Here is a 17,810-nt window from a genome sequence, read left to right on the forward strand (position 1 = left end):
ATCAGCGCATCGATGATGATGTGTCATGTAGGTTACATTGCAGCGCTGCAAAGGACTATGCACCGGGGCCCTGGCTCTGGCAAGAGGCAACATCTTGGAAATACGATCGTCACTGCGGGAGACCGTTCACCCGCCCGGCGGGAAGGCGTCCATGGGGGAGAGCACGCTACGGGACGTCGCCGAACTGGCCGGCGTCTCACCCCGCACCGTGTCCAACGTGGTCAATGGGTATGCCCGGGTCACCGACGCCACCAGGGGCAAGGTCGAGCGTGCCATCGCCGTACTCGGTTACCGCCCGAACGTCCTCGCCCGCAACCTGGCCGCAGGTCGGTCCGGACAGATTGTCGTCGTGGTGCCGTATCTTGACACTCCGTACTTCGCGGAACTACTCCAAGCGATCATTCCCGCAGCCCGCAAGGCTGGCTACAACGTGCTGATCGACCAGACTGACGGCGACCGCGACCACGAAGCAGAACTGATCGGACGGGGGCCACGGCGCTTCCTGTTCGACGGCATGATCATCAGCCCGTTGGGCCTGTCCCAGGCGGATCTCTCGCTCCGCGATCCGGCCCTGCCCTTGGTGGTCCTCGGCGAACGCCCTTCCGACGGCACCTTCGATCACGTCGGCATCGACGACGTGGCCGCCTCCACCGAAGCAGTCCGGCACCTCATCGCCATCGGTCGACGCCGGATAGCCGCGATCGGCGACCAGCCCTACCCCACCGGGGAGGCGGCCCAGCTACGTACCAGAGGCTTCCGGGCTGCCCACGCGGCCGCGGGTATACCGGTCGACGAATCACTGATCATCAGCACCACCCGCTTCAACCGGGTCGACGGCGCCACCGCCATGACCGCCCTGCTGGACCGGCCAGACCCGCCGGACGCGGTGTTCTGCTACAGCGATCTGGTCGCCTCCGGCGCCATCCACACCGCGCTCCAGCGCGGGCTACGCGTCCCCGAGGACATCGCCGTGATCGGCTATGACGACATCGAGGACGGACGGTATGGACGGCCCACGATCAGCACCATCTCGCCCGACAAGAAGGCCATCGCCCAACTCGCTGTCGCCCGGCTCATGATGCGGATCGGCAGCACCGAGCCGGTGCCCGGCGTGGAACTCCGCGCAGCCCACCGGCTCATACCCCGGCAGAGCACGCTAACCGACGTCTCCCCTACCTCCTGATCCGCAGCACGATCAGGTCGCTGCGGTGGTCCGCACCGATGGGCTCCCAGGCGGTGGGGCGGATGCCGACGGCCATGAGTGTGCTGCCCTGCCAGCGAGAATTGGCGGCCAGCCGTCCGGGTACGTCGTCGGTGTCGCCCCCGACGGCAACCTCGTAGACCGCGTCCGGATCCAGGCCGGTCAGCCGCAACCACCGGGGGCCACTCTTGGCGTTTCCATGCGGGTTGTAGACGAGCACCACGACCTGGTCGTCGAGCACGTACTGCAGCGCGGACCGCTCGGCGCCGGGCCGTCCGCCGAGCCGGTACTGCTGACCGTGTTGGATGGTGCGGCGTACCGTCTTGTACTGCTCGACCAGCGTGCGAGCCTCGTCCAGCTCGGCGGCGGACCATCGGGCCAGGTCCACCCCGATTCCGAGTACGCCGGCCATAGCGACGTGGAAGCGGTAGCGCAACGGCGTGGACCGACCGACGTTCCCGTTCGGTGATTCGGTCACCCAGGCGGACACGACGTTGGCCGGGTAGAGCTGGGATACGCCGTGCTGCGCGGTCTGCCGGTCAACGGGATCGGTGTTGTCCGACGGCCAAACCTGGTCGATGTGGTGCAGGATGCCAAGGTCGAGCCTGCCGCCCCCACCGGCGCACGACTCGATCCGCAATCCCGGATGACAGGCGCGCAGCTGGGCCATGACCTGGTAGACGTGCCGGGTGTGTTCGATCCAGACGCGGTCGTGACCCTGGCCCTGGCGCTGGTCGGGCCAGCCAGCCTGGGTGAACGGCCGGTTCATGTCCCACTTGAGGTAGTCGAGGCGTAGGTCGGTGACGAGCCGGTCAAGCCACTCCAAGGCCCAGTCACGAACGTCGGTACGGGCGAAGTTGAGCACGAGTTGGTGGCGTTTGCGGTCACGGCGGCGGTTCTCGAGGTGCAGCGTCCAGTCCGGGTGCGCCCGGTAGAGGTCGCTGTCCGGGCTGACGCCCTCGGGTTCCACCCACAGCCCGGCCTTCATACCCAGCGCGCGGACGCCGTCGAACAGGCTTCGTAGCCCGTCGGGGAACCGTTCCCGGTGCGGCCACCAGTCGCCCAACGAACTGTTCTCGTCGTCGCGCCGGCCGAACCATCCGTCGTCGACAACGAACAACTCGACGCCGAGGGTGGACGCACACCGGGCGAGCGAGAGCTGTTCCGGTTCGGTGACCGTGAAGCCGGTTGCTTCCCAGGAGTTGTAGAGCACCGGGCGGTCCTCGTCGCCGGCGGGCAGGATGTGCCGGCGTATGTGGTTGTGCCAGCCGCGGCTGGTGCCGCCGAACCCGTTGGCGCTGTAGAGCCCGAGGATCGGCGGGGTGACGAGCTCAGCCCCGGCCGGCAGCGGCCATCGCACCCCGTCGTGACCGAATCCCGCGGTCACCGCGGTCCCACCCTCCGGCCGGCGGGTCGTGGTCATCCGCCAACTGCCGCTCCAGGCCAGGGCGACACTCCAGACCGCACCGTGCTCCTCGCCAGCGTCTCCCGCGTCGATCATGATCCAGGGATTGGCGTGATGGCCGGTGATGCCCTGCCTGCTCGTGAAGGTCAACTCGCCCACCGGCAGCCGGCCCTGCTGGAGTTGGCTCTCCTCGGCCCAGGCCCCGGACGCCGCCCGGTACCGGTAGTCCTCGGCGTCGGGGATGAACCAGCTGCCGGAGTCCAGGCGGCCAACCTCCACGGCCGCGTCGCCGCCGGCACGGTGCCGCACGGTCACCCACCGTGCGATGGCGTTCGAGTCGGGGTACACCCGCGCGTGCAGCACGACGTCGATCGGAAAGCTGCGGTCCTCCAGTGCGATGTCGAGCTGGCCTGCCTCATTCTCGCTGACCACGCTGGCATTGACGAACCGCAGTTCGAGCGACCGCACCTGGTCCACCGCGACCTGAAGGGCGGGTAGGCCCCACCGCAGGCCGCCGTCGACCGGCAGTAGTTCCTCGATCTCGCCTGGGCGAGAGAAGCTGGTCACGTGCCGTCCGGCCCCGGACGGACTACCGGGCCCGGCCACCATGGCGGCGGCTTCCCGGGCAGCCTGCGGCGGTAGGATCGGCCCCCAGTACTTCTGCAGCACCAGCGCATCGCCGGTTGCCTGGTCGACCTCGACGCCGACCACGTAGGTGGAATCGCGGGTGTTGAGTGCCCACAACCGGCCGTGCTGATCGAGGGACACCAGCGACACTACGTCCTCCGTGAAGTAAATACGGCAGAACACCTGCGCGCCAACGAGCAGGCCGCGCTCATTCCTTGACATCATCAACAAACGTGTCCAAGATGTCCAGGTGTTGTCCGATGCGCATTTGACCGAGGGCATGCGATCGGTTTTCGTGGAGTTGCTGGTGCACGGGCCACTGTCCCGGGCAGAGGCGGCACGGCGGCTCGACCTGTCGCCGTCCGCCGTGACAAAGCTGACCAAACCGTTGCTGCAAAACGGCTACCTGCTCCACCGGCCGCTCGGCGATCACGGCACGATGGGTCGCCCTTCCCAGCCGCTGGCGGTCGACCCGGCCCGTGCGGCGTTGATCGGTGTCAAGCTGACCGAAGACGAGCTGTTCGCGGTCCGCACCGACCTTCGCGCCGAGATACAGCGTGAGCTGCGCTGCCCCCTGATCAGTCACGACGTCGACGACGTCGTGGCCCGCATCGGCGAGGCCGTGCGCGAGCTGACCGGATCGGGGCAGCCGCCCACGGCCGTCGGGATCAGCCTGGCGGGCACGGCCTCCGGAGGAGACCCCGTCGTGCCCACCTCTCCATTTCTCGGCTGGCGGAACGTTCCCCTGGGCGACCTCGTCGCGGCGGCCACGGGCCTACCAGCAGTGGTGGAAAACGACGTACGGGCGCTGACCGCCGCCCAGCAGTGGTTCGGTGCCGGCGTGGGGCACAGCTCGTTCGCGCTGATCACAGTCGGCGCCGGTCTCGGTTGCGGCTTGGTGATCGGCGACCGCCTCGTCAGTGGCGCCGGCCGGGGCACCGGCCTGGTCGGCCACCTGCCGATCCACGACAACGGCCCGCTCTGCGAAATGGGCCACCGCGGCTGCGCCCGGGCGTACGCCAGCTCGGCGGCGATCCGTCGCGCCGTCGCGACCACCCTCGGCCGTTCGGAACTGACCTTCGAGGAGTGCCTGGAACTGGCGCGGGAAGGCCAGCCGGCGGCCCGGCGCATCTTCGAGGAGGCCGGCCACGCCCTTGGGCAGGTGGTCGCCACGGTCGCCAACATCACCGGTGTACAGCTGGTCATCCTGTCCGGCGAGGCGGTCGCGATGTACGACGTGTGCGCCGAGGCGTTCAACACGGCGCTCACCGCTAACACCCACTGGACCTCGACGCCCGTCGACGTGGTGGTCAAGCCCTTCACCTTCAGCGAATGGGCCCGCGGCGCCGCCGTCATCGCCCTCCAGCACCGCATCCTGGCCCGCTGACCACCGCCTCCCCCGCATCCAGGGCGTGACCTGCGAACGTTTGTTGATGCAGTCAAACAACGCCAGCACCATTCGGCCGGCTGCGACGCTTCGATGCATAGACATACTTGACAGCGTGCATGAACTAAGAACATGATTCCGGCATGTTAACGACGTGCCCGCCGCCCGCCGTGACAGCGTTGTCAACGCCGGTATCGGCGCGATCGACCCGGCCAGCGACAGGATGAACAGCCTCCTTCGGTAACTCGTATCGAGTTATCCGCACCTATCTGCACAGCTTCACAGGCTGGACCCCGGGCACGTCCAGCTCCCTGGTTCGTCACAACCCGATGAGTCGGACGGTATGGACACCCCCCGATACCCAGAGGAGAACCTCATGAGATGGAGAATTCTGCTTGCCACGGCTCTGGTGGTGGCGAGCGGTGGCGCGGTACTGCTGGGAGCGGGCACCGCCTCGGCCGCAGTCGGCAGCCCGCTGGTCAGTGCCGCGTCAGGTCGCTGCCTCGACGTGTCGGGCAACAACCCAGCGGCCGGCACCCCGGTCGCGATCTGGGACTGCAACGGGCAGCAGAACCAGGGCTGGGTCTTCACCAGCCAGGGTGAAATTCGCACCTTCAACGAGACCAGATGCCTGGACCTGCCCAGCGCCACAGCCGGCACCTCCCTTGCCATCCAGAACTGCACCGGACAGACCAACCAGAAATTTCGGTTGAACACCAACGGCAGCATCACGGCGACCCAGTCCGACCTGTGCCTCGATGTCGAAGGCAACAACCCGGCCAACGGCACCCGGGTCGTGGCCTGGAGTTGCAACGGCCAGGCCAACCAGCGCTGGACCCAAGCCGGCGGGCCAACCAACCCGCCGCCCACCTGCACCGTCGCCCCGGTCGACCCGCAGGCCACCACCCAGGCTCGCAAACTGCTGTGCTACCTCTACAGCCAGTACGGCAACCACATCCTGTCCGGCCAGCGGGAGACCAACGGCAGCGAGGCCGAGTTCAACCACATCCTGGCCAACACCGGTAAGCAGCCGGCCATCCGTGGCCTCGACATGTGTGACCGCCCCGGCGCCGTTGACCGGGCCCTCGCCTGGTGGAACGCCGGCGGCATCCCGTTGATCGGCTGGCATGTCGGCGCACCGGCGACCAGCTCCTGCAACTACGGCGGCACCGCGTCCATCAACGCCACCCTCACGCCGGGCACGGCAGAGAACCGCTCCTATCTCTCCGAGCTCGACGCCGCCGCAGCCCAACTGCAGCGCCTCCAGTCCAATGGCGTCGCCGTCCTGTGGGCGCCTTACCACGAGGCCGGCGGCACCTGGTTCTGGTGGAGCAAGGAGGGCGGCAGCCAGTTCCAGCGTCTGTGGCGGTTCCAGTTCGACTACCTCACCCGTACCAAGGGCATCCACAACCTGGTCTGGCTGCACCCGTACAACGGCGAACCCGACGCCTCGTTCTACCCGGGCAAGCAGTACGTGGACATCGGCGGCGCCGACACCTACGCCAACGACCACAACCCTTTGACGACGCTGTTCAACCGCACCCGCGCCATCGTCGGCAGCACCGTCCCGATCGCCCTGCACGAGAACGGCCCCATCCCCGATCCCGACCAGCTCCAGTCCACCGGCACCCGCTGGGTGCTGTTCAGCACCTGGAACGGCACCTGGCTCACCGAGCGTAACGACGTCACGTTCCTGCGGCGCGTCTACAACCACAACTACGTCGTCACCCGCGACGAGCTCCCCAACCTCCGCTGATCCCCCGCTTCACGCCACCGCACCCCATCCCGTCCCCTTGGAGTACTGACATGGCACTCGCTCCACCTCCCACCCCGCCGACGCGGCGACGCCGCACCCGGTGGATGAGCCTGCTGATCGCCGTGTTGACCACTGCCGGCGTCAGTCTGTCCGCGGTCTGGCTGACCGCCGGAAATGCCGCTGCCGCGTCGACCGGGCGGCTGGTCAGCGCCGCTTCCGGACGCTGCCTCGACGTCGTCGGCAACTCCGCCACCACCGGCACGCGCGTGCAGATCTGGGACTGCAACGGCCAGGCCAACCAGACCTGGACCTTCACCGACGCCGGTGAGCTGCGCGTCTTCAACAACAGCCTGTGTCTGGACGCCGAGGCCGGCCAGACCAGCGCGGGCACCGCCGCGATCATCTGGTCCTGCACCGGGGCTGCCAACCAACAGTGGCGGCTGAACTCCAACGGCAGCATCACCGGTGTGCAGTCCGGGCTGTGCCTCGACGTCTCCGGCGCCGCCACCGCCGCCGGCACCCTGGTCGCCCTCTGGAACTGCAACGGCCAAGCCAACCAGCGCTGGTCGCAGGGCGGCGGCAACCCGACCACTCCACCGCCCACCCCCGGCGGCTGCAACGTCGCTCCCGTCGACCCGAACGCCACCGCCTCCGCGCGCCGGCTGCTGTGCTATGTCTACAGCCAGTACGGCAACCACATCCTCTCCGGCCAGCAGGAGTCCACCTGGGTCGGCGGCCCGGACTACGAGATGAACATCATCCGCAACGCCTCCGGCAAGTACCCGGCGGTCCGCGGCCAGGACATGGGTGACGCTCCGGACTTCGGTGCCCGCGGGCTGGCCTGGTGGAACGCCGGCGGCATCCCGATGGTCGGCTACCACATGGGCTCGCCCGCGCAGAACACCGACGGCTATGACGGCTCCCTGATGCGGGCGAACATCAACGCGGCGCTCACCTCCGGCACTGCCGACAACGGCCGGCTCAACCAGCGGCTCACCGCGTGGGCCAACCAGTTGAAGATCATCCAGAACGGCGGTGGCGCGGTCCTGTTCCGCCCCTGGCACGAGGCCAGCGGCACCTGGTTCTGGTGGAGCATGGAGGGGGCTGGCCAGTACAACCGGCTGTGGGCCTACACCTACAACTTCATGCGCGCCCAGGGGGTGCACAACCTGGTCTACCTGCACCCGTTCAACGGCTCCCCCAGCTCTGCCTGGTACCCCGGCAAGCAGTACGTCGACATCGGCGGCGCCGACACGTACGCCGGCGACCACGGGCCGCTGACGTCGATGTTCAACGCCGCCCGAAACGTGTACGGCGGATCAATTCCGATCGCGCTGCACGAGAACGGCCGCATCCCCGACCCGGCGCAGCTGCAGTCCTCCGGCAGTCGGTGGGTGCTGTTCAACACCTGGCACACGAGCTTCATCAGCGACAGCAGCGTCAACTCACCATCGTTCATCAACACCGTCTACAACAGCTCGTACGTGGTCACCCGCGACGAGGTACCGAACCTGAGGTAGACGCGAGCTTCCGGGCCGTGCCTGATCGGCATGGCCCGGAAGGACCGATCCCTCGATTTGCCTCTGACGAAGGTTCAGGCGTATAGGAACGGCTGCCTGGCCACCACTCGCTCGGTGGCTCCATACCCGGTCGTCCGGCGATGAGAACGCAACCCTTCCGGACCACCGATTCCCCGAGCGCACGGTTACCCAGATTGCCGAATGCGCGCCACGAACAGTCGCTGTCCCTTGCGCGACCAATCTCTCGTGGATGCCGGGACGGAACACGAACACGCACCCACTGATGACGCTGTCGGAGGGCCGGCAGTCGAGGTGCGAAGAGCAATCTTACGAAAGGTGTGAGCGACGTGAACGCAGACTCTCACAATGGCAGCGGTGGTGACCTCCGCCCAGTGTCGAGCGCAGATCCGCCGTCCGAGGTGCCGAGCGGTAGCGGGGCTGGTCGGCAGGATCTCAGATCCTCGTCTCGCCGAGGCTGGCGCATCATGGCAGGCGCGGCTGCAGCCATGCTGGGCGTAGCCATGGCCGGGACCGCCGTGTTGGACAGTTCCCCTTCCGCTGCTGCAGCCTCGTACCAACGGGGGCCGAATCCCACGGTGCAGAGCGTCGCCGCCAACCGCGGCACGTTCGCCACCGCCGAGATCACCGTGCCGCGCGGCTTCGGCTTCAACGGCGGGAAGATCTACTACCCGACCGACACGAGCCAGGGGACCTGGGGCGCGATCGCGGCAGTACCGGGCTACACCGCCAGCTGGGCCGCCGAAGGCGCCTGGATGGGACCCTGGCTGGCGTCGTTCGGCTTCGTCGTGATCGGCATCGACACCAACAGCCCCACCGACTACGACACCGCACGCGGCACCCAGTTGCTCGCCGCGCTGGACTACCTCACCGGGCAGAGCCCGGTCCGCGACCGGGTCGACCCGAACCGGCTCGCCGTGCTCGGTCACTCCATGGGCGGCGGCGGCGCCATCAGCGCGGCCATGCGGCGCCCCTCGCTGAAGGCGGCCATACCCCTGGCGCCGGCCTCGTTCTCGCAGAACCTGTCCACCGTACGAGTACCGACCCTGATCATGGGCGCACGGGACGACGGCACCATCACCCCGTCCTCGATCAACAGCCTGTGGGCCACCAAGCCGGCCACCACGAAGGGGGCCTACGTCGAGCTCACCGGCGGCGGCCACGGATTCCCCACCTGGGGAAACTCCCAGGTGACCCGGCGGGAGATCCCCTGGCTGAAGATCTTCCTCGACAACGACGACCGCTACGCGCCGTTGCTGTGCCCGTCACTCGCGGACTCCACCGGCGTCTCGCGATACCTCAGCGAGTGCCCGTACGGCTCCACCGCCCAGCCAACACCCCCGCCGGTCACCGGCGGCCCGGTCCGCGCCGTGGGCGCGGGCAAGTGCCTGGACGTACCCAACGCCTCCCAGACCAACGACACCCAACTGGCCATCTGGGACTGCAACAGCGGCACCAACCAACGCTTCACCCACACCTCCGGCAAACAACTCACCGTCTACGGCAACAAATGCCTCGACGCCGCCGGCCAAGGCACCACCAACGGCACCCGAGTCATCATCTGGGACTGCGCCGGCACCGCCAACCAGCAATGGAACGTCAACACCAACGGCACCATCACCGGCGCCCAATCCGGCCTCTGCCTCGACGTCAGCGGCGGCTCCACCGCCAACGGCGCCCTCGCCCAACTCTGGGCCTGCAACAACGGCACCAACCAACAATGGCGCCTCGGATAGCCGAGGACAACAGGCTCGGCAGGGCGTCGTGGACGCCCTGCCGAGCCACTCAGGTCCCTCACATGACGTGCCAGGAGTTATCCCATGCTTCGTAGATTCCCTCTCTATCTCCACGGACTTCTTGCCGCACTGTTGTTGGCCACCGCGTTTGTCGCGGTCGGACCGGCCCAAGCCGCCGCACCGGTACGGGTCATGCCGCTCGGCGACTCGATCACCGGCTCACCGGGCTGCTGGCGCGCTCTGCTCTGGAATCAGTTGCAGAACGCCAACTACAGGAACGTCGACTTCGTCGGCACACTCCCCGCGCAGGGCTGCGGCGTCGCGTACGACGGCGACAACGAAGGCCACGGCGGCTATCTCGCCACCAACATCGCCAATCAAAACCAGTTGCCCGGCTGGCTGTCCGCCACCCGGCCCGACGTCGTCGTCATGCACCTGGGCACCAACGATGTCTGGAGCAACATCGCCCCGGCCACCATCCTGAGCGCCTTCGGCCGGCTGGTGGACCAGATGCGGGCCAGCAACCCGAGCATGAAGATCCTCGTCGCGAAGATTCTCCCGATGAACCCGAGCAACTGCTCGCAGTGCGCTCAGCGCGTGGTCACCTTCAACAACGCGATCCCCGCCTGGGCCGTATCAAAGACCACAGCGGTCTCGCCGATCACGGTGGTCGACCAGTGGACCGGCTTCAACACCGCCACCGACACCGGCGACGGGGTCCACCCGAACAACTCCGGTATCCAGAAGATCGCCGCTAGGTGGTTCGGCCCACTGACCTCGGCGCTGGACGGTGTCACACCCACGCCCCCGCCGGTCACGGGCGGCCCGGTCCGCGCCGTGGGCGCGGGCAAGTGCCTGGACGTACCCAACGCCTCCCAGACCAACGACACCCAACTGGCCATCTGGGACTGCAACAGCGGCACCAACCAACGCTTCACCCACACCTCCGGCAAACAACTCACCGTCTACGGCAACAAATGCCTCGACGCCGCCGGCCAAGGCACCACCAACGGCACCCGAGTCATCATCTGGGACTGCGCCGGCACCGCCAACCAGCAATGGAACGTCAACACCAACGGCACCATCACCGGCGCCCAATCCGGCCTCTGCCTCGACGTCAGCGGCGGCTCCACCGCCAACGGCGCCCTCGCCCAACTCTGGGCCTGCAACAACGGCACCAACCAACAATGGCGCCTCGGATAGGCGCCGCCCGCGACAGCGGTGCCACCTCATCGGCTGGATCACCAGCCGCACGAAACCCCCTCAGGGCCACCACAGCGTCTCCGTCGTGACCCGCGACGAGGTGCGGAGCCTGAGGTGAAGTTGGCCACCGACATGGAGGATGACATGACTGTACGGAGACACCTGTGGCGTCTTGCTTCGATTGGCGCGGTCGCCACCGTGCTGCTGGGATCACTCGGCCTCTACGTAGCGCCCAGCGCACCGGCGCAGGCAGCCACCAGCCAGTTCCGCGGGGTCAACTGGGCGGATACCAGGGACAACTTCCTGTACGACGAGAACGTCCCAATCGGTCTGTCCAAGTCAGACAGCTACGCGACCACCTACACGAAGGCCACCGCGATCCTCAGGGGATTCCAGAGCTTCGGCTCCAACACGGTCCGGTTCGGGATCAACCCACAGACCACGTCGTCACCGTGGTGGGGCAGCCTGACAGCGGCGTACGACGCGGCCAGCGCGATGGGCATGAACGTGATGATCGCACCCTGGCCTCCGACCGGCGGCCGGATCAGCGACATGAACGCGTTCTACACGATGTGGGACACGGTCATCGCCAAGTACGGCAGCAACAGCCGGTTCTACTTCAACATCGTGAACGAACCGTGGGGGTACAGCGCGACCGAGTTGACCAACCTCGCGGCCGCGTTCCTGCAGCGCTACTCGAGCATCCCGCGCGGCCGGATCGTGGTGCCGGGGCTCTGGTCGGACATCGACCTGTGCGCCGTGGGCGCCGATTCCCGGCTGAACGGAACCCTACTGTCTATCCACATGTACACGCTGGGCGGCGAAACCCACCCGACCGAGGCAGAGTGGATCAACAGCTTCAAGGCCCGCCTGTGCGGGTACGCCGACCGGGCGATCCTCACCGAGTTCGGCGTGCCGATGAATACCGGCGTCAACTACAACGGCCCCCGCGACGGCAACAACAACGTGTCGTACTTCTACGCGCTCACCGACACCGTACGAGAGTTGGGCATGGGCTCGCTGCTCTGGACCGGCGTCAAGGAAGCCAACCAGACCCAGGGCCCTGGCCCCTGTTTCAACGCCTCCTGCGCCATCACGTCACTGACCGGCAGCGGCACCAACCTGTCGTTGACCGTCACGAACCAGTCCGGGCTCGACCGGCTCCGGCACGGCTGGGGACTCGACGGCCCGACGACGCCGCCGCCCACCGGCTCCGGCAACGTGCTGCGGGGTGTCGGCTCCAACCGGTGCCTCGACGTGCCCGGGGCCAGCACCACCAACGGTACACAGGTGGCGATCTGGGACTGCAACAGCGGAAGCAACCAGCGTTGGGTCGCGCTGCCCAACGGCGCCCTGCAGGTCTACGGCAACAAATGCCTCGACGTCCCCGGTCATTCCACCACCGCAGGCGCCAAGGTGCAGATCTGGGACTGCAACGGCGGCGCCAACCAGCAGTGGACCCTCAACGGTGACGGAACGGTCGTCGGCCGCGAGTCCGGGCTGTGCCTGGACGTGACCAGCGCGGGCACCGCGAACGGCACCACAGTGCAGACCTGGAACTGCACTGGCGGCAACAACCAGAAGTGGACCCGGCAGTAGTTCGCCGGTAACGCCGGACCGGGTGCCGTCGGCGCGGCACCCGGTTCCCCGGCCGTCACCCGCCGGACCGTCCCACCACACGTGTAGCTGCAAAATCGCCCCGGGTCTGGTGGGAAAGCCACCGACCCGGGGCGATTCAGTGTGCAGGACTGGTCAGTCCTCGACGAGGACGCGCACGTCCCACGGTCCCAACCGCAGGTCGTCCCCCGAGGTGTACCGGGTGTCGTCGAGCACGTCGGTGACCGCGACCGGGATCCGGACGTCCACCGGTGTGAACGACCAGTTGTGCAGGAAGCGCAACCGCTGTCCGGTGCGCGCGGTCGCTCCGGTGCTGGTCACTGATTCGGGCATGACCCACCACTGGGGTGATCGTGCGGGGCCGAGCCAACGCATGATGGCGCGGGCGAGGTCGATGTTGGGCAGCGCCCCGACGCAGGTGACTCGTCCGCGTCCGACCACCCTGGTGGTGACGGCCGCCCACTGCCCGAAGTGTGGGTGGTCGTAGCCGGCCAGCACTGTCGCGTCCTCGGCGATCAGACATTCCAGCCAGCGAGTCGCGGCCGGTTGCCCGTCCAGGGTCAGTCCAGTGTCCCGTGCGATCACCGGCACGTCGGTCAACAGGTTGGAGAATTCCTCGTACCACGCTCCGGCGGCGTCGGCGAGGCGCCCGGGCTGCACGTCGATGCGCGCCCGCGTCTCGCCGTCGCTGTAGCCGGTGCGGGGGCCGACGACGAGGTGCCCGCCGACGTGCGCGTACGCCTTCAGCCAGTCCAGGAGGGCGTCCTCGGCGACGTAGAGCCCCGGCACCACGAGCACCGGATGGTCCTCAACAGCCTGCTCGACGGGTTGAGCCGTCAGCTGACTGGTGTGCACGATGCGGGTCTGCAGCCCGGCGTCGAACGCCCCGCGGTGAAAGACGTCGAAGAACGCGTGGTAGGAGTCGCGGTCGCCGCTGCCATCCTGCCGGGCCAGCGGCGGATGTTCCTGCATCAGCCACCTGGTGGGCGAGGAGTGGAGCAGGGTCACGTCGGCGTCGGGGATCAACCCGGCGACGAGTTCGCCGGCCGTGGCGAGTTCCTGGCCGATGCGGGCGATCTCCCGGTAGGTGCGTCCTGGTCGCCCGCTATGCGGGAGGATCCCGCCCCAACTGGTCTCCGCGCCCGCGTGGATCGTGTGCCAGTGCCAGTATTCGATCATTTGCGCACCACGGCTGACGAGGGCCCACGCGGCCTGACGCCACTGCCCGTCGTAGGCGGGGCGACTGTGCGGGGAGATCCGGTGGTTGGCGTTCGTCTCGGTGACCAGGAACGGCTCCTGGCGTGAACTCCACATGCGGTCGGCGCGCTGGGAGATCGTCCACGCCCCGTCATCCAACCTGTCCGTCGGCGTTCGGGAGTCGGGAAGCGTCAGCGCGTCCTGCACCTCGTAGTAGGCGTTGCCCGCCGTCACGTCGAGGCGACCGGCAAGCTCCTCGTCCTCGACAGCCGGCCGCCCGTAGTCGATGCACGTGGTGACGAACTGTCCCGGGCGGGCGTACTCCCGCACGATGCCGGCCTGCCAGGCGATGAACTCAGTGGTCAGCCGCGCCTGGAAGCGCCGCCACGCCAACGAGTACTGGGGATGGGTGTTGCCCTCCGGCCGCCACAGGTCCTCCCAGGTCGACAGCCGGTTCGACCAGAAGACCAGACCCCACTCCCGGTTCAGCGTCTCGACGCTCTGGTAGGTGCGGCGCAGCTCGTCGACGAACCGTTGGAAGACGCCGTGGTTGCGGAACAGCCAGAGGCCGGGTTCGTTGTCGACCTGGAACCCGATGATGGCCGGATGGTCGGCGTACCGGGCGATGACCGCGCGAACCACCCGCTCGGCGTGGAACAGGAAGGCGGGGTGGGTGTAGTCCGCCTCCTGCCGGCCGCCCCACCCCATCCGTTCGCCAGTGCGTAGTTCCCCGGCTATCTCCGGGTACCGGCGAGCCAGCCACGGGGGCACCGAGTACGTCGGTGTGCCGAGGACCACGCTGATTCCCCGTTCGTGGGCGCCGTCGAGGACCGGCTGGAGCCAGTCGAGGTCGAATCGGCCGTCCTCCGGTTCCCACGTCGACCAGACCGATTCACCGACCCGGATGACGGTGAATCCGGCCGCGGCCATCTGGTCGAGGTCGGTCTTGAGCCGGTCGTACGGCTGGTACTCGTGGTAGTACGCCGCACCGAACAGCACACGCGGTGGCAGGTCAGACATCGCCGACCTCCACGGCCGTCGTCGGCAGCGTCGACCGCCGCACGCCGGACACCAGCCGTGTGGTGCCCGCTACCACCGGAAACACCAGTTGAATTTTCGTGCGCATGCCATCCCCTCGGATCCGGGTGGGTGGGCCGTCGGTCGGCCAGCGTTCGCGACGCTGGCCGACCGCGGAGACCTTTTACAGGTAGGGGCTCTGGGTCAGCAGGTGGGCCTTGTAGCCCTCGCCGACGCCGGGCTCCGGTGTGCCGGCCCAGTCCTTGATGAGCACGGCACCGCTGGTGCAGCCCCACGGGTTCCAGGTCCAGGCGAGGTAGCTCAGGTCGTGCGCGTCGGCCCAGTCGACCAGCCGCTGCATGTAGTCGAAGCCGCAGTTGTCCTGGCCGAACTCGCCGAGCACGATCGGCACCTGCTGCGCCAGCGGGGCGATCTGGCTGTCCCAGCAGGACTCGCTGGCGCAGGCGTTGAAGCTGTACGCGTGCCAGGACGCGGCCAGGTTGTTCAGCGGGTCGTTCGGTCGGTAGGTCAACCACTCCCGCATGTCGTTGGTCCATTCCAGGCCGCCGACCATGAGCAGGTTGGTGGCGCCGGTGGCGCGGACCGTGTCGACGAGGTCCTGCATGCCGGCTACCTCGTAGGGCAGGCCGGTGCAGGTGCCGCCGTCGCGCAGGCACTGCCAGCCCAGGGTCTTGTTCCACTCGGCGGGCATGTCCGGGTACGGCTCGTTGAACAGGTCGAAGACGACAGCGTCGTTGCCCTTGAACGCGTTGGCGACGCCGGTCCAGAACTGGGGGGCGTACCGCGCGTCCGGCATGGGCTTCTGGCAGGTGGCGTGCTCGTCCTTGCAGTGCCAGTCCGGACTGCCGGGGTAGGCACCCCAGGTCCAGTGCAGGTCGAGGATGACGTTGATGCCATTGGCGACGAGCAGGTTCACGTAGTCCTTGACGCCCTGCTGGTAGGCGGCGCCGCTGGGCGAGCCGTTGAGACCCAGCCAGCATTCCTCGTTGAGCGGAACGCGCAGGGCGTGAATGTTCCAGGTCTTCATCGCATCGATCGAGGCCTGGTCGACCGGGCCTGAGTCCCACAGGCCCTTGCCCTGCACGCAGGCGAACTCCCCGCCGGAGCGGCTCACGCCCAGCAGCCGGTACGGCTTGCCGTCCGCGGTGAGGATCTTGTTACCGGAGGCGTGTAATTTCGGCGCCGGCCCATTGGGCGGCGGGGTGGTGGTCGGGCTCGGGGTCGGTGTGGTCACCGACCCGGTGCACATGGTCCCGTTGAGCGCGAACGACGCGGGTACGGGGTTCGCGCCGCTCCACGAGCCGTTGAACCCGATCGAGGTCGAGGCGTTGGTACGCAGAGATCCGTTCCAGCTCATGCTGGCCGCCGACACTCGGGGCCCGGCCTGGGTCCAGGTGGCGCCCCAGCCCTGGGTGACCTTCTGGCTCGCGTTGGGGAAGTCGAATGTCAACGTCCAATTCGACAGCGCGTCGCCGAGGTTGGTGACATTGGCGTTCGCGGTGAACCCGCCCGGCCACTGACTCTGCACCGTGTAGGTGACCGAGCAGCCGGAGGCGGCCGCTGCGGCGGGGAGGCTGGCCGTTGCCATGCCAGCCAGGATCAGCACGCTGGTGGCGCTGGCGCCCAGTAGTGCAAGACGATGTTTCATCTGATCTCCTCGGGTGGTGAGAGATCGATGGGAGCGCTGCAAACATCCTTTATTAGGTTGGTTACGAAAGTCAACACACTGCGGCACCGTGCTCAAGGCGCGGACTACGTAAGTCGCGGATGACTGCGGACGCGGTAAGTGAAGTAGCCTGGTTAAGCAGCGAATACTGGGAGGCACCGTGGCGAGCAGCCCGATCTGGGCCAGCCGGCCGAAGACTCGCGGCCTGGTGCTGGACCTCATCAGGGCGGCACGCAGCATCAGCCGGGTGGAGCTTGCAGCGGCGACGGGCCTGACCGGCGCGACGATCTCTGCGGTCGTGCGCGAGCTGATGGGCGACGGCCTGGTGGTCGAGGCCGGCCGAGGTGGGCCGACGGGCGGCAAGCCACGCACCATGGTGCAGCTCAATCCGCTTGCCCGTTACAGCGTCGGGGTGCAACTCGAGCGCAATACGTGCGTGATCGTGGTCGTCGACCTGGCCGGCCGACAGGTGGCCCGGACGTCGTTCCAGGGCGTGGCGTCGATGCCGCCGGAGCGGGCGCTGCCCCTGGTGGCCTCGCAGGTGGACGCGCTGCTGGCCACGGCGGCCGTGGACCGCGAGCGCGTGTTGGGGGTCGGCCTGGTCAGTTACGGGCCGCAGGATCGGCGCGCGGGTGTGCTGTTGACGCCGCAGCCGACAGATGCGTGGCTCGACTACCCGGTCGCGCGGCTGCTCGCGGAGACTCTTGGGCTGCCGGTCCTGCTCGACAATGACGCGGCGGCCGCCGCGATCGGCGAGTACTGGATGGGTGCGGTGGACCCGCGCAGCACCTATGGCTGCATCTACATGGCCACCGGAATCGGCGGCGGAGTCGTGGTCGCCGGCGAGGTGTACCGAGGGAGTTCCTCGAACAGCGTGGAGATCGGCCACATCTCGATGGACATCAACGGTGACGAGTGCTCCTGCGGCAACGTCGGCTGCCTGGAGAACTACGCCGGCCCGTCGGCCATCGTCCGGCAGGCCATGGCGACACCCGGGCTTGCCCAGCGGCTGGCCCTGGACTCGACCGCCGCCGATCTCCTCACCGAGTTCGCGCGGATCGCGGCTGCGGCGAACGCCGGTGACACCGGCGCACGGGGCCTCGTCGAGCAGTCGGCCCGCCATCTCGGTGGAGCGGCCGTCACCATGGCTTGCCTGTTCGATGTGGACACCATCGTCCTGGCCGGGCCGAGCTTCGCGGTGGCCGGCTCGATCTACCAGACGCTGATCCAGCAGGAGGTGGACCGCCGCCTGTTCGCGCGGCGGGCGCATCCGGTGCGCATCGTGCCGTCGGTGAACGGGTCGGACGCGGCGGCGATCGGCGGAGCGATCCTCGTGCTGCAGAGCGAGCTGACCCTGCGTCACCCCCGCACGGACGACGGGGCACGGCCGGTTCCCGCCGGCACGGCCGAATTCCACTGAGAGATTCGGTCGGCGCCCG

The 17,810-nt window shown here is 68.0% G+C and carries 11 protein-coding genes; 8 read left to right on the forward strand and 3 right to left on the reverse strand.

The window, feature by feature from the left end; genetic code table 11:
* Nucleotides 1-151: 151 nt before the first annotated feature.
* Nucleotides 152-1,183 (forward strand): LacI family DNA-binding transcriptional regulator, encoded by a 1,032-nt coding sequence (locus tag ABZU43_RS21910; protein ID WP_355008327.1) that lies wholly within the window; start codon nucleotides 152-154, stop codon nucleotides 1,181-1,183.
* Here ABZU43_RS21910 and ABZU43_RS21915 read toward each other — a convergent pair.
* On the reverse strand, nucleotides 1,173-3,383 hold the full coding sequence (locus tag ABZU43_RS21915; RefSeq protein WP_355008328.1) for an alpha-galactosidase: 2,211 nt from the start codon (nucleotides 3,381-3,383) through the stop codon (nucleotides 1,173-1,175). The genes ABZU43_RS21910 and ABZU43_RS21915 overlap by 11 nt on opposite strands.
* A gap of 130 nt (nucleotides 3,384-3,513) precedes the next feature.
* Between ABZU43_RS21915 and ABZU43_RS21920 the strand changes: the two genes are divergently transcribed.
* From ABZU43_RS21920 to ABZU43_RS21945, 6 genes are all read left to right on the forward strand, one after another.
* A complete protein-coding gene (locus ABZU43_RS21920; RefSeq protein ID WP_355008329.1) occupies nucleotides 3,514-4,620 on the forward strand; it encodes an ROK family transcriptional regulator in 1,107 nt (368 codons plus the stop codon).
* A 376-nt stretch (nucleotides 4,621-4,996) separates the two neighbouring features.
* Nucleotides 4,997-6,376 (forward strand): glycosyl hydrolase, encoded by a 1,380-nt coding sequence (locus tag ABZU43_RS21925; RefSeq protein ID WP_355008330.1) that lies wholly within the window; start codon nucleotides 4,997-4,999, stop codon nucleotides 6,374-6,376.
* A 50-nt stretch (nucleotides 6,377-6,426) separates the two neighbouring features.
* Nucleotides 6,427-7,896 carry a lectin gene (locus ABZU43_RS21930; protein ID WP_355008331.1) on the forward strand — a complete coding sequence of 490 codons (1,470 nt, stop codon included), beginning with the start codon at nucleotides 6,427-6,429 and terminating at the stop codon, nucleotides 7,894-7,896.
* 596 nt (nucleotides 7,897-8,492) lie between these two features.
* Nucleotides 8,493-9,650, forward strand: a complete 1,158-nt coding sequence (locus ABZU43_RS21935) for a ricin-type beta-trefoil lectin domain protein (RefSeq protein WP_355008332.1) — start codon at nucleotides 8,493-8,495, stop codon at nucleotides 9,648-9,650.
* Between the two features lie 84 nt (nucleotides 9,651-9,734).
* A complete protein-coding gene (locus ABZU43_RS21940; protein ID WP_355008333.1) occupies nucleotides 9,735-10,853 on the forward strand; it encodes a ricin-type beta-trefoil lectin domain protein in 1,119 nt (372 codons plus the stop codon).
* Between the two features lie 144 nt (nucleotides 10,854-10,997).
* The gene (locus tag ABZU43_RS21945) at nucleotides 10,998-12,452 is read left to right on the forward strand and encodes an RICIN domain-containing protein (RefSeq protein ID WP_355008334.1); all 1,455 of its coding nucleotides are present in this window, start codon (nucleotides 10,998-11,000) and stop codon (nucleotides 12,450-12,452) included.
* A 153-nt stretch (nucleotides 12,453-12,605) separates the two neighbouring features.
* Here ABZU43_RS21945 and ABZU43_RS21950 read toward each other — a convergent pair whose 3' ends face one another.
* Both ABZU43_RS21950 and ABZU43_RS21955 read right to left on the reverse strand, forming a co-directional pair.
* Complete coding sequence (locus ABZU43_RS21950; protein ID WP_355008335.1) at nucleotides 12,606-14,687, reverse strand: beta-galactosidase; 2,082 nt, start codon at nucleotides 14,685-14,687, stop codon at nucleotides 12,606-12,608.
* Between the two features lie 181 nt (nucleotides 14,688-14,868).
* The gene (locus ABZU43_RS21955) at nucleotides 14,869-16,353 is read right to left on the reverse strand and encodes a cellulase family glycosylhydrolase (RefSeq protein ID WP_355008336.1); all 1,485 of its coding nucleotides are present in this window, start codon (nucleotides 16,351-16,353) and stop codon (nucleotides 14,869-14,871) included.
* 178 nt (nucleotides 16,354-16,531) lie between these two features.
* Here ABZU43_RS21955 and ABZU43_RS21960 point away from each other — a divergent pair, with 178 nt between their 5' ends.
* Nucleotides 16,532-17,791: an ROK family transcriptional regulator gene (locus tag ABZU43_RS21960; protein WP_355008337.1), complete on the forward strand. Its 1,260-nt coding sequence runs from the start codon at nucleotides 16,532-16,534 to the stop codon at nucleotides 17,789-17,791.
* Nucleotides 17,792-17,810 lie beyond the last annotated feature (19 nt).

The organism is Micromonospora sp. NPDC005205 (genome assembly GCF_040608275.1).
GTDB lineage: Bacteria > Actinomycetota > Actinomycetes > Mycobacteriales > Micromonosporaceae > Micromonospora.